The following is a 12,038-nucleotide window of genomic DNA, read 5'->3' as shown; positions in this document are numbered from 1 at the left end:
TTCAATTTTTTTAATCTTCCTGTAGAGACTGTTGACCAACAGCGCGACCCCGGAGGACAGCTTTTATCCGTGCGAGGAGTTCGCGAGTGTTGAAGGGTTTGGTGATATAGTCATCTGCACCCGCTTCTAATCCCCAAACTTTGTCAATGTCTTGGTCTTTGGCTGTCAGCATCAAAATCGGGATATTAGAAAATGCTCGGATGCGCCAGCAGAGTTCCATCCCATCAATGCCCGGTAGCATCAAGTCTAAAATAATCACGTCTGGCACTTGCTTGTGGAACAACTTGAGGGCAGTCTGCCCATCCGCAGCAGTTGTTACCTGATAGCCTTCTTTAATTAAGGCGTAGCTGAGACTGGCACGTAATGCCTCTTCATCATCGATCAGTAAGACGTGTGTCATGCTGAGTTGACCTTTTCGTTCAAGTGTACCAGGTTGAGTTATTCCCTTTTGAATTTTAGGTTTTGGGTTTGATATTTTTAAATCTACCTATAGATAGTTTCTAAAATTAAATTTTTGCTTATTTCAAGGCAAGGGGGATGAGTAGAAAGGGAAAATTGGGACAGCGATCGCTTGAAGTCGGAGCAACACCCTTACCCATAAACTGCTATATTTTAAAATTATGCTCAACCGTCATCTATTTCAACCAGCTTATTTCTTGACGATAAACCCGATTTGATAATAATTCTTGATTTTGATACATTAAATTTTTTAGAGAGTATTTGAATTAACTCTTCATTCGCCTTACCATCCACAGGTGGCGATTTCAAATGTACCGTGAGGCTACCGTCCTCAGCTTCCTCGATGCTTTGGTTTTTTGAATTAGGTTTAACTTTTACTTGTTTCTTCATGGGATTGGGGTGATAATGATGTCGTTGCAGCCATTATCGGGGTTGGCAATAAATTTTCTAACCCACGCGATCGCTCAACGCCGGTTTTTGGGTATTCAAAGTTACAGATATAGTTTATATTAGCTTCCTTCTGGAGATAGAAGTTAGTCTCATTAGTATCTAATATCTTATTTTTTGAAGGGCAACGCCAAATTCACAAATTTAGCTGATTGTCAATCGGGTTTGACGATAACAATTAATCCAATAGGTAAGTCGATAGCACAACTCGTTCTAAATTTTGAGCGCTCGATTTTTGAAATCCACTGGTAGGTCCAAATTCGCTCTTGTACAACACCACACCAGCCACCTCCATCGACTGGATTCACATCATGGCAAAATATAAGACTAGCAACAGGAAGTGGCAAAGACAGCCCCGGTTTCAAATTACCCAAAATTCTTTAGATTTGGCGGAATTAGAAAAGCAAGATTCTGAGATATACCAACAACAACTAACAACCAGAACAGATTACCTGCTCACCAAATCATCTAAGCTAATCGACGAAAGTCAGGAGCTAATAGCCACGAGCGAAGAGCTGATCGTACTATCCGAGCGGCTAATCGCCCTGAGCTTGATGCTGAAAGAAAACAGATCGAGGCTGAAAAACTGGCGAGAAAAGTTAAAAAATTAAATCAAGTTAGGGCATCCCGTTCGGGTTAATCAGTCATTCGTCATTAGCCACAAACCAAAGGCTAAGAACTACTGAAAATTACCGATTATCTAATCACCTTACCTAGTTATATTATCTAATCGTGGTTTTAGCTTTGTCAACCCTGACAATTTGCCGTAACCATAACCAGCCGATGATGCAACCGAGCAGATAATGAGGGAAATCCCACCCAGAAAACGTGGTTCCGAGCAATAGTTTGCCCAGAAAAGTAGAGCGAATCGAGTCCAAAACAGGTTGGTGCCACAGTTGCAGAAATTCGATCGTGCAGGTGATGCCGAATACCCAAATTGGAATTTGGTTCATCGCTTTGCGACTCGGAATCAGCAAAAATACGAATAAACACCAGAATATTTCGTATAAAATATCACCTGAGAAATCATTGACCCAGCTGCGACCAAAGCCGGTGTATCTCTTCGATAGCAATCCCAGCGGCACAATAATCAGTAGCGAGAGGATAATCCGTTTGATGTAGTTGGCGTCTCGAAGCATTGGCTATACTTCCAAGCAGTTCTGTACTCTATACATTTATAGGACTCGCCGCACATCACCACATCTGAGGGCAACCACAGGGGGATTGAACCGACAAGAACGCTATATGTATAAGCTTTGCATAAGTCCTGATTTAAACTAAAGTTGCGCCAACGAGCTGGCTGATGTCTTCATTCAACTGAATTATCTAGCAGAGAGAAGAGTTCAATTTTTCTTCCTTAACTAAGGGATGAATTTATATGCTAGTCGTAACTTATTTCGCAATATTATATATATTTTTTATACTTTGGCAATCTAATACTCAAGGTAGAGTATAAAGGTATACAAAAAATTATAGTCTTATTTTCTAAAGCTGATATGTTGGGAGAAAATACTCATGAATAATCAACCAGATAGCACAGACAGCAGTCAACGAGTTGGTGAGGATAACTACGATCGGGGGATTGTACCTGCGGAAACCGCAGCACGTAGAGAAAGAGAGGGGAATGCATTTAAAACAACTCCACAGAAAACTGATGAGAAAAAATCCCCCACTAACGATCAAACAAACGATGGAAGTATCGACACTACAGATGGCTACACGGTAGACAAAGAAGGTCTTTTAAATAACTATGCGGTAGAACCCGAAATGTATGTGGATGAACCTGGAGACTTGAGAGCAAAAGAAGAAGCCGAGGCTGCCGAACGCGCTGAAGCCCTCTCAGAATTAAAGGATGATGAGGAAGGGAAGCTGACGATGGAAGGTGATAAGCGTCATCAGGGGCCAGGAGTGATATAACATCAAAAATTTAGCTTTTGCTGCTTCTACCTTTTAGCTAAGCTACCCAGGCGTAGGAGAGATTTTTAAATTAGTTGGCAGGCGATGTGGATGTCGCCTGCTTATTTTTTCTATCTATTTGAATCGCCGTAGCCGATCACAGCAACTTTATGCCGATAGATTAGCTCGGCTCCGTACCAACCCGACAAACCGAGAAGGATCGCCACAATAATTGAGATTGTAAGTCCCGTAGGCACTATGGCTCCTGAGGTGTTGCCCCAACGCAGTGCAAAGTTGGCAATTGTCAGCCCTAAGGCGGCGACATTCAGTACCATGTGCGCCCAGCCAGCGCTGCGCTTGCGGACTCGTTCAATTCTCAGGAAGTCCATCATGCCAGTCAGGGCTGCCAGCACGCCGCTTGCCAAGCCAATGCCGATTAGCCAGATAGAGGCTTGTGCCCAGAAGAGATCCTTAGTCCACCAGTAGGCGAGATCGGCTGCTGCTGCCGTGGTCAGAAAAGCAATTGGAAAGGTGACGATCAATGGATGCAGGGGATGTCCTGCGATCGCTACTGTACTTGTCACCCCGCTATCTTGATAATCGCTCTCATCACTTTCAATCAGCGGCGGGAGATTGGGAGTTTGTGTCATGTTCTTCTCTATGGATTCTATGAGTTATACAAGTGAAAGCAGGCGATCGCTGTTAGCTTTAGCTTTGAGTTGTCGATCGTAACCCACTCGACTAAACGCGAACCGCGAACCGCTCATCACTAGCCTGAAGGAATTTGCTCCACGCGCGCTTCCGCCAAAAGCGTCATTTTTCCTGATTCTAAATTTAATTGTTTGATGCGAAGCGACATTCCTTGCAGATCGAAGTTGCTCAGGTTCAACAGTTCGCTTGCCTTTTCCAACAGCGCCGCCGTCAGTTCAGGGGATAGTTCTTTGCCTTCGGTATATTCAACGTCTTCCAGATTGACCTTCTGCCCGTTTGCACCAATTCGGGGCACTGCCGTAAAGGCAATTTGCTTGGTTTCTCCGGTTTCGCCCAGCAGCACGTTGGCACTCAATGCAACTTTGTTCTCACCTGGTAGGCGGAAATCTACCTTTTTGGTGTCAATGGTCATCGGTTGCCCATTGACTGGCACCTGCATATTTTGTAGCTTACTGCCGACAAATTCCGAGTTGAATGCTCGGTTGATGTCTGCTTCCGTCAACACAACGCGGGTACTTGCGTCAGTGGGTTTGGTTAATTCAATTTTACCAAAAGCAGCGCTGAGGGGATTGATGGAGATGCCAGTCATTTCCATCTTCATTTCCTCCATCCGGAGGTCTTTGTTCATCACCAAACCTTCGCCTTCAATGGTGACTGAATCCAGCTGTCCCTGAACCACTTTAAGTGGATCGGTCTGGACATCTACCTCTAATTCTTCCACTTCATCGAGTTGGCTAGATAATCCTATTTCAGCTGCTTTGTTAAGTGCCTGCTGCCCCAAAGAAGCATCCTTATTAGTCGTCACTCCGTATCTCCTGCCCTTGTCTTGTTGAGTCTGTTATTGAGTCAATCTAGCGACTTGTGTTAAGAAGTGTATCTGCCTGATGGTGGAATGGAGACAAAGTGATCGGCTATACACAAACTCAAAGCCAATATTTCATTCTTCAGATAGGGGTAAAAAGCTATCTTTAATAAACTAAACCCACTAATTCCTCGTGACTAACGTTCAGGCTATTTGAACTTTTCAAATCTGATTTCCGATAGATGACATCTAATCCAAAAAACAATATTCTAGAGCAACCTAAAAAACAAAAATCCTGAAACATCGAAGCTTTTCTATCTTTGGATAGAGCAAATGATAATTTGGCGTTCTTTCTCGGTTAGATTAGGGGGATCAGTCAAAAGAGAGATGAATCCACTGAAGTTGGATGACTATCTTCGAGATAGATTCCGATCCTGTGATTATTCAGTGGAGAACAAAGAATGGTAACGACACTAGATGACACCAAGCGCATGGCGATTGGCACGAAGTTGGCAGACATGAAAGCGCTGCAAAACTTGCTAATTGCTAACGAGCAAAAGTTCATCTCTGCGATCGCGGATGATGATCTTCGCAAGCGCATACAAGATATGCTCAATGACGATCAAAAAAACCTCGGCGTTCTCGACACTGTGATTGTTCAGTATGGTGTCAAATCCGAACCCAAGGAAACAACAACCAAAATGATTGATGAAGTTCAGAAACTAATGGAAGGTTCTGAACTGACTTTGTTTGAAAAAGTATCTCAGCATGAATTGCTTAAGCATAAGCAAACAATGGCTGGTCTACTCGTTCACAAAGCTGCTCAAGTGGTTGGCGCTGACGTTGAAGCTGCTATTACTCCCTTGAATACCATTAACTTTGAGAACCGCGCTCACCAAGAGCAACTCAAAGGTATGTTGGAAATTCTGGGTGTTCGCGAACTAACCGGACAAGAAGCGGATCAAGGACTGTGGGCACGGGTTCAAGATGCCGTTGCCGCATTATCTGGGGTATTTGGTAGTGCTGTCACCCAAACTTCCGATCGCTCCGATATGACCATCGGTGAGATTCTTCGCATGGATCATAGCAAGGCTAAAACCTTGTTTATGGAAATTGAGAATTCTAACGATGCTCAAAAGATCCAAGAATACTTCGGTCAACTTTACAAAGACTTGATGGCTCACGCTAAAGCCGAAGAACAAGTTGTTTATCCAGCAGTGCGTTCCTATTATCAGGACACGCAGGATCTGTATGATGAGCAAGCTGAGCAAGCTCGGATGCTGGACGAAATTAAGTCGATGAGTCCCTCTTCCTCTGAGTTCAAAGCTAAAGTTCGGCAGCTAAAAGACGCCATTAACCATCACATTAATCAGGAAGAAAACGATATGCTGCCTAAGCTGCGCGATAACTTCAGCAGCGAGCAACAACAACAAATGGCAAGCGAGTTTAAATCCGTTAAGAGCCAGCTACAAGACCAGATGGCAGCTTCTAGCAAGTAGTAGTGTCGGAACAGAATTAAATCTGTGGGGAGGCTTAGAAGATAGCCTCCCTAGATTTAATCAAGGCGATCGCTAATTCCCATCGGGGTAACAAAGAAATTAAATCTAGGATGGTGTAGAAGTTAGCCTCCTAGATTTAATGTTTTAACTGGTTAATCTTTCTAGAGTGCGTAATTTTACGGTTTCTATCGAATAAATAAAGTATGTCATCCTATTTTAGTGGAGAGATACCAGCGTTTCAGATCCGCGACTTCTTGGAGAAGTCGCGGATCTCGCCGTCACGAATCATTTACGGCTATATTTTAGGGAAACTTGCTTTTATGAATCCATGAAATATAGCCAAAAATAGTAATTTTGGTACCTATCAAAAGTAGAATTTTCAATAATTAGATTAAATAAATAGAAGGCTAACAATTAAAAATGTTCATCCTATCTATAAACAATACTTTAGGATTCAGTCGAGAGAAAGATGAATTAGCTTAAGAGCTTGTGAGATTGTTAAGAAAGATCCAAATTGCATAATATTTCAGAGGAGAAACAAAAATGGTATCAACACTTGACGATACAAAGCGCATAGCGATCGCTCAAAAATTGGCAGACATGAGAGCGACGCAAAATTTAATCATTTCTAACGAGCAAACACTGATCGGTGCCAGTCCCGATCAAGATGTGCGCGATCGCTTGCAGCATATGCTCAATGACGACCAGAAAAACCTGGGCATTCTAGAAACAGTAATTGTTCAGTATGGCAATCCTGCTGAAGCTCACGATACGGTCAAAGAATTTGTTAAGAAGACCGAAGAACTAATGTCTGGTGATAAGCTGTCTTTCTACCAGAAATTACTTCAGCACGAACTGCTCAAGCACGGTCAGGTGATGAACGGAATTGTGGTTCACAAAGCTGCCCAAGTCGTGGGTGCTGATATTGAATTGGCGATTGGACCTTTAAATACTGTTAACTTTGAGAACCGCGCTCACCAGGAACAACTCAAAGGAATGCTAGAACTCGTGGGTGTCCGCGAACTCACTGGAAAAGACGCAGATCAGGGACTGTGGGCACGAGTTCAAGATGCTGTTGCAGCCTTGTCAGGTGTGTTTGGTAGCGCCGTTACCCAAAACACCGATAAGCAAGATATGAACATCCAGACGCTCATCCGCCTGGATCATAGCAAGGTCAATACCATCTTTACGGAAATTGGGGCTACTAACGATCCTCAAAAACTCCAAGAATATTTTGGGCAGCTCTACAAAGATTTATTGGCACACGCTAAAGCCGAAGAAGAAGTGGTCTACCCCAGAGTTCGCTCTTTCTACGGCGACGACAATACTCAAGAGCTGTATGATGAGCAAGCCGAAATGGAGCGGATGTTGGATGAAATTAAAGCTATCAACCCCTCTTCTACCGACGAGTTCAAATCAAAAATTAAGCAGTTGATGGATGCAGTTGGCGATCACATCCGTCAAGAAGAAAGCACGATGTTCGCAGCCATTGACAAAAATTGCAGCAGCGAGCAAAAAGAGCAAATGTCTACCGAATTCAAAGCTGCCAAGAGCAAAATTCAGCAAGAAATGGCGGCTTCGATGAAGTAGTCGCAAGCGCGTTCAATCTGTACTCCATACCTCTTGAAACTTAACTGACATCTGCACTCCTGCCACTTAAGTGGTGGGAGCTTTCTTATTACCCTAGTCTCGTCCTCAAATTTGGCTTTAAGGCAATACGGTTCACGAAGAAGCTAAAAATCCAAAACTTGCGTAGGGAATGGTTGAGGAACGAAACCCAACACCCATAAACATTTGTTGGGTTTGACTGTCCTACCGCTACGCGGAAGCAAGCTACAACCCAACCTACTGCGCTGAGTTAATCAAAAAAAAATCGGGAGCATCCCGATGCGATCGCTAACTTCCAGCATCTATAGCAGTCCTAAATGATTCGCAAACCCCTGTAGAGACGCGATTAATCGCGTCTCTACTAAAGCAAATACTCGTGCACAACTTAAATAGGATTGCTATATCAAGAAACCCGTTTTCTGGTTGGAAAATGGGTTTCTGTTGCTTTCAAGAAGAATGGGGAGTCATTTCAGCCTTAAGCGTTGACGACTTCGCCGCCGTTGGGATGCAAAATCTGACCGGACATATAAGAAGAGTCATCTGACGCCAAAAAGACGTAACTAGGCGCAATTTCTTCTGGCTGTCCAGCCCGTTGCATCGGCACTTGTTTACCAAAAGAGGCAACTTTGTCCTCTGGGAAAGTGGAGGGAATGAGTGGCGTCCAGATGGGGCCAGGTGCCACGCCATTGACGCGAATTCCCTTTTCAACCAAAGATTGCGAGAGCGATCGCGTAAAAGCAACAATTGCCCCTTTAGTAGACGAATAATCGAGCAGCTGCTGATTCCCTTTATAAGCTGTCACCGAAGTGGTGTTGATAATCGCGCTGCCTTCTTTTAGGTGCTTGAGTGCAGCTTTTGTCAAGAAAAACATTGAGAAAATGTTAGTCCGGAACGTGCGCTCAAGCTGTGCGGCACTAATGTCTTCGATGCTTTGCTGAGGATGTTGTTCGGCAGCATTGTTAACGAGAATATCGAGTTTCCCGAACTCCGTAACCGTATTTTGTACGGCTTGCTGACAGAATTTTTCGTCGCCAATGTCACCAGGAATCGTCAGACATTTGCGACCTTCTTCTTCTACCAGCCGTTTAGTTTCTTGGGCGTCATCGTGTTCGTTCAGATACACGATTGCCACGTCAGCTCCTTCTTTAGCAAAAAAGATGGCAACTGCGCGACCAATGCCGCTATCACCGCCGGTAATCAGCGCCACTTTATCGCGTAATTTGTCGCTACCTTGATATTTACGATCGTCTGCCTTGGGTCTTGGCGTCATTTCTGATTCAATACCCGGTTGATGGTTCTGATGTTGCGGTGGCTGTAGCTTTTGCTCTGCTTGCATAAGTGTGTTTTTAAACGTGTCTAAAAAATTGAAAATCCAGAGGAGGATTTATTGTTTCTATTCACCCAACACGCTAACAACCCCTCAGATTGACTTAATCAATCTGGAGGGGGAAAAGAAAAGTTATGAAGTTAACTTTTCGTTGTAAATTGACTAGGCAGTTCTTTTTGATCTAGATCGGTAATCGGCGGGCCATTTAGTACCTCACCCGTAGGGCTGAAACGTCCACCGTGGCAAGGGCAATCCCAAGTTTTTTCGGCGTTGTTCCAGTCAACAATGCATCCAGCGTGGGTACACACCGGAGAAAGCGAGCAGAGATAATCTGTTTCGTCGCGGTAGACGGCATATTTCTTACCGTCGATGTCAAGAATTTTGCCTTCGCCTGGTGGCACGTCAGAGGGTTCATTGCCCTCCGACTTGAAAAGCCGATCGACCACAAAGTGCTTGGCGACGCCCAAATTCTCCGTCACAAACCGCTGGGCGCTGGCTATAATGTTCGCCCGATTGGGGTCGTAAAGTTCGCTCCAGGGATTCGTCCGTCCCAGAATCAAGTCGCTTGTCAGCATCCCGCCAACGGTGCCGAAGGTCATGCCGTTGCCAGAATAGCCGGTGGCAACGTAGATATTAGAATTAGCTGCGGTTGTCCCGATATAGGGTAGACCATCGACTGGCTCGTACAATTGAGCTGACCAGCGATAATCGATTGATTGCACATCAAAGCGATCGCGCACATACGCTTCCAACCGCTCGAAACACGCCTGATTATCTACATCCTCGCCCGTCTTGTGGTCTTCACCGCCAACAATCAGCAGGTCTTTGTAGCTGCGTGTATAGTGATACGGCTCCTCGGTGTCCCAAAACAGTCCTTCCGGTAAAGGCGATCGCAATCTCACTCCGATAACGTAAGAGCGATACGGGGCAATTTTCGTGGACATTACATACAAGTCGGGGAGGCTGTTCAGGTTATGAATCGGCGTATGAGTAGCAATAATCACATCTAGAGCCGTTACCGTGCCCTGTTCGGTAGAAACTCGACTCGGCTTGTCGCCGGTGATATCGACAACAGATGACTGCTCAAAAATAAAACTGCCACCGCCGTCAATCGCCTTCGCAAGTCCTTGGAGATAGGGAATCGGGTTGAACTGCGCTTGATTGGGGAACATCACCGCCGCTTTTACCGGAAATGGCAGTGGCACGTCCTTTGTCAAAGCAGCCGGAATCACCAACTTGCTAGCAGCTTCCGCCTCTGACTCAATTTCAGACACATCCTGGGATTTTTCAGTGTAAAGATATCCCGGCACTCGCTGAAAATCACAATCAATCTTCTCTTCTGCCACAAACTTAGCAATGCGTTCAATCGCCGCACGGCTGGATTCTGCTACCAGCTTGGCATCCGTGTCACCCAAGGAGGAAATTAGGTCTTTGTAGCGTTCGTCGGCCGCTTCGGTGAGGTGGGCAGTGGTATAGCCGGTGACACCGCTGCCAATCTGCGATGCCTCAATCACTGCAACCCTTAATCCAGCCTGTTTCAATAGCAACGCGGCGGTTAAGCCAGTGATGCCGCCGCCTACAATAGCGACATCGACGCTGATATCACTTGTCAATTGCGGGTATTTTGTCCCTTCTGTGGTGTCGAGCCAAACAGAGACCGAGGTTCCTGGTAAATTCATTCAGCGTTCTCCTTAAACAGTATAAATTTTTATACGTAGCGCTTCCCCTGTTACTGGGATAACGTCTAAAGTCAGAATCTGGTATCTGTAATTAGAAGTAAGTCAACTGGCACTTTCCCCAGCAGCAATCTACACATAGCCAGTTGATTTTTATTACAATAAGATATAAAAAAAAAGTCCTATCGTAGGGAATGGTTGAGGTCACGAAACCCAACAAAAATCAAGGAAGGTGTTGGGTTTCGCCCTGCTCAACCCAACCTACAAGCCTTAAGTCAGTGCCATTTATCTATACATAGCTTGTTTATTGTTATTCCTATAATATATAAAAGAAAAGTCTCTATTTCAGCAGACTTAAAGTTATATTTTTGCAAGCTAAGTGCAAGGAATTAAAAATGTCTAATTTTTTTAAGAATGTACTTTTATATAGTCCAGTCGTTTTGGGAATGGCTTTGCTGCTAGCAAACAGTGCAGTTGCACAGGAAGTTATTCCAAATTCTCAAACTGTGCCACCTCCAACAGAGCGTTATGGGTGTCTAAGTGGAAATAGCGATCGCACTTATCAAGGCAATCAACCTTTAACTCGGTATGAATTTGCCGCTGGTTTGAATGCCTGCTTAAATCAAGTCGAACAACTGATTAATAATTCTGTTACAAATCGAGTTCCTCAAGAAGGTTTAACGGTTACAAAAAGTCAATTAGAAACCTATAAATTAGAGCTGGAACGTTTGCGTAATCGAGTAGATAAGCTGGATACCGAGACAAGAGAACAGTCGATTCAGTAGTTTTTTTTAAGTAAAAAAGAACGTTTTTGATTGAGAAACCGGGTTTCTAATACAATACTTCTCGGTTATTGATGCTCAATCCCAAGAGATCCCCCCACCCCAACCCCCTCTTAAAAAGGGGGGGACTTTTCCAGTCCCCCAATTTATCGGGGGATGCAAGGGGGATCTCTGCGTAAGTCCTAGCTAAGACAAGTAAATTATCTAACTTCGATAAGGTTAGGATAGTTAAACCGCAACCATCTCTTGATGCTCGATCTTCGTTCCTAACAATTTCAAAAATTCTGCCAACCAGTTAGGATGAGCAGGCCAAGCGGGTGCCGTTACTAAGTTACCGTCAGCCATTGCCTCGTCTGGCGGAATATGCACGTAAAGTCCACCCGCACGGTTAACATCCGGGCCGCAAGCGGGATAAGCCGTGCAACTTTTGCCTTCCAGCACTCCCGCCGCTGCCAAAACTTGCAACCCGTGACAAATTGCGGCAATCGGCTTATTTGCTTCGGCAAAGTGGCGCGTGATTTCTAATACTTTCTCGTTCAAACGGATATATTCTGGGGCACGTCCACCAGGAACTATTAAGGCGTCGTATTCTGTCGCTTCCACTTCATCAAAGGTGGCGTTTAAGGTGAAGTTGTGACCGGGTTTTTCACTATAAGTTTGGTCGCCTTCAAAGTCGTGGACTGCTGTACGAACAGTTTGCCCAGCTTTCTTATCGGGGCAAATCGCATGGACAGTATGCCCAACCATTTGTAATGCCTGGAAAGGAACCATTACTTCGTAGTCTTCAACAAAGTCACCGACGAGCATCAAGATTTTTTTGGCAGCCATTTT

General features: G+C 44.6%; 13 protein-coding genes. 5 read left to right on the top strand and 8 right to left on the bottom strand.

Annotation, left to right across the window (positions count from 1 at the left end):
* Nucleotides 1-10: 10 nt before the first annotated feature.
* Both AC2VDX_RS23380 and AC2VDX_RS23375 read right to left on the bottom strand, forming a co-directional pair.
* Nucleotides 11-400, bottom strand: coding sequence for a response regulator transcription factor (locus AC2VDX_RS23380; protein WP_378171884.1), 390 nt, complete (start codon nt 398-400; stop codon nt 11-13).
* Nucleotides 401-624: 224 nt separating this feature from the next.
* Complete coding sequence (locus AC2VDX_RS23375) at nt 625-849, bottom strand: DUF167 domain-containing protein (protein ID WP_378171886.1); 225 nt, start codon at nt 847-849, stop codon at nt 625-627.
* Nucleotides 850-1,217: 368 nt separating this feature from the next.
* Between AC2VDX_RS23375 and AC2VDX_RS23370 the strand changes: the two genes are divergently transcribed.
* A complete protein-coding gene (locus AC2VDX_RS23370) occupies nt 1,218-1,517 on the top strand; it encodes a hypothetical protein (protein ID WP_378171887.1) in 300 nt (99 codons plus the stop codon).
* A gap of 111 nt (nt 1,518-1,628) precedes the next feature.
* Here the strand turns inward: AC2VDX_RS23370 and AC2VDX_RS23365 are convergent, their stop codons facing one another.
* Nucleotides 1,629-2,045, bottom strand: coding sequence for a ribosomal maturation YjgA family protein (locus tag AC2VDX_RS23365; RefSeq protein WP_378171889.1), 417 nt, complete (start codon nt 2,043-2,045; stop codon nt 1,629-1,631).
* 376 nt (nt 2,046-2,421) lie between these two features.
* On the opposite strand from AC2VDX_RS23365, the gene AC2VDX_RS23360 reads away from it, so the two are divergent.
* Nucleotides 2,422-2,823: a hypothetical protein gene (locus tag AC2VDX_RS23360; protein ID WP_378171891.1), complete on the top strand. Its 402-nt coding sequence runs from the start codon at nt 2,422-2,424 to the stop codon at nt 2,821-2,823.
* A 110-nt stretch (nt 2,824-2,933) separates the two neighbouring features.
* Here the strand turns inward: AC2VDX_RS23360 and AC2VDX_RS23355 are convergent, their stop codons facing one another.
* Together AC2VDX_RS23355 and AC2VDX_RS23350 are read right to left on the bottom strand one after the other, a co-directional pair.
* Nucleotides 2,934-3,452 (bottom strand): DUF2231 domain-containing protein, encoded by a 519-nt coding sequence (locus AC2VDX_RS23355; RefSeq protein ID WP_378171893.1) that lies wholly within the window; start codon nt 3,450-3,452, stop codon nt 2,934-2,936.
* Nucleotides 3,453-3,571: 119 nt separating this feature from the next.
* Nucleotides 3,572-4,318 (bottom strand): LmeA family phospholipid-binding protein, encoded by a 747-nt coding sequence (locus AC2VDX_RS23350; protein ID WP_378171895.1) that lies wholly within the window; start codon nt 4,316-4,318, stop codon nt 3,572-3,574.
* A gap of 458 nt (nt 4,319-4,776) precedes the next feature.
* Between AC2VDX_RS23350 and AC2VDX_RS23345 the strand changes: the two genes are divergently transcribed.
* The gene (locus tag AC2VDX_RS23345; protein ID WP_378171896.1) at nt 4,777-5,814 is read left to right on the top strand and encodes a hemerythrin domain-containing protein; all 1,038 of its coding nucleotides are present in this window, start codon (nt 4,777-4,779) and stop codon (nt 5,812-5,814) included.
* A gap of 543 nt (nt 5,815-6,357) precedes the next feature.
* Nucleotides 6,358-7,404 carry a hemerythrin domain-containing protein gene (locus AC2VDX_RS23340; protein WP_378171898.1) on the top strand — a complete coding sequence of 349 codons (1,047 nt, stop codon included), beginning with the start codon at nt 6,358-6,360 and terminating at the stop codon, nt 7,402-7,404.
* A gap of 493 nt (nt 7,405-7,897) precedes the next feature.
* On the opposite strand, the gene AC2VDX_RS23335 is transcribed toward AC2VDX_RS23340, so the two are convergent.
* Both AC2VDX_RS23335 and AC2VDX_RS23330 read right to left on the bottom strand, forming a co-directional pair.
* The gene (locus AC2VDX_RS23335; RefSeq protein ID WP_378171900.1) at nt 7,898-8,758 is read right to left on the bottom strand and encodes an SDR family oxidoreductase; all 861 of its coding nucleotides are present in this window, start codon (nt 8,756-8,758) and stop codon (nt 7,898-7,900) included.
* A gap of 131 nt (nt 8,759-8,889) precedes the next feature.
* Complete coding sequence (locus AC2VDX_RS23330) at nt 8,890-10,428, bottom strand: FAD-dependent oxidoreductase (protein WP_378171901.1); 1,539 nt, start codon at nt 10,426-10,428, stop codon at nt 8,890-8,892.
* Between the two features lie 392 nt (nt 10,429-10,820).
* On the opposite strand from AC2VDX_RS23330, the gene AC2VDX_RS23325 reads away from it, so the two are divergent.
* Nucleotides 10,821-11,210 carry a hypothetical protein gene (locus AC2VDX_RS23325; protein WP_378171903.1) on the top strand — a complete coding sequence of 130 codons (390 nt, stop codon included), beginning with the start codon at nt 10,821-10,823 and terminating at the stop codon, nt 11,208-11,210.
* 225 nt (nt 11,211-11,435) lie between these two features.
* On the opposite strand, the gene AC2VDX_RS23320 is transcribed toward AC2VDX_RS23325, so the two are convergent.
* Nucleotides 11,436-12,035 (bottom strand): DJ-1/PfpI family protein, encoded by a 600-nt coding sequence (locus AC2VDX_RS23320; protein WP_378171904.1) that lies wholly within the window; start codon nt 12,033-12,035, stop codon nt 11,436-11,438.
* Nucleotides 12,036-12,038: the final 3 nt, after the last annotated feature.

Source organism: Coleofasciculus sp. H7-1 (genome assembly GCF_057473865.1).
The sequence above is the reverse complement of the archived record's forward strand: the minus strand, read 5'-3'. Positions and strand labels throughout refer to the sequence as shown.

Excerpts from the sequence above, each read along its gene's own strand:
- AC2VDX_RS23380 (WP_378171884.1), bottom strand. The coding sequence starts at position 400 with ATGACACACGTCTTACTGATCGATGATGAAGAGGCATTACGTGCCAGT.
- AC2VDX_RS23375 (WP_378171886.1), bottom strand. The coding sequence starts at position 849 with ATGAAGAAACAAGTAAAAGTTAAACCTAATTCAAAAAACCAAAGCATC.
- AC2VDX_RS23370 (WP_378171887.1), top strand. The coding sequence starts at position 1,218 with ATGGCAAAATATAAGACTAGCAACAGGAAGTGGCAAAGACAGCCCCGG.
- AC2VDX_RS23365 (WP_378171889.1), bottom strand. The coding sequence starts at position 2,045 with ATGCTTCGAGACGCCAACTACATCAAACGGATTATCCTCTCGCTACTG.
- AC2VDX_RS23360 (WP_378171891.1), top strand. The coding sequence starts at position 2,422 with ATGAATAATCAACCAGATAGCACAGACAGCAGTCAACGAGTTGGTGAG.
- AC2VDX_RS23355 (WP_378171893.1), bottom strand. The coding sequence starts at position 3,452 with ATGACACAAACTCCCAATCTCCCGCCGCTGATTGAAAGTGATGAGAGC.
- AC2VDX_RS23345 (WP_378171896.1), top strand. The coding sequence starts at position 4,777 with ATGGTAACGACACTAGATGACACCAAGCGCATGGCGATTGGCACGAAG.
- AC2VDX_RS23340 (WP_378171898.1), top strand. The coding sequence starts at position 6,358 with ATGGTATCAACACTTGACGATACAAAGCGCATAGCGATCGCTCAAAAA.
- AC2VDX_RS23335 (WP_378171900.1), bottom strand. The coding sequence starts at position 8,758 with ATGCAAGCAGAGCAAAAGCTACAGCCACCGCAACATCAGAACCATCAA.
- AC2VDX_RS23330 (WP_378171901.1), bottom strand. The coding sequence starts at position 10,428 with ATGAATTTACCAGGAACCTCGGTCTCTGTTTGGCTCGACACCACAGAA.
- AC2VDX_RS23325 (WP_378171903.1), top strand. The coding sequence starts at position 10,821 with ATGTCTAATTTTTTTAAGAATGTACTTTTATATAGTCCAGTCGTTTTG.
- AC2VDX_RS23320 (WP_378171904.1), bottom strand. The coding sequence starts at position 12,035 with ATGGCTGCCAAAAAAATCTTGATGCTCGTCGGTGACTTTGTTGAAGAC.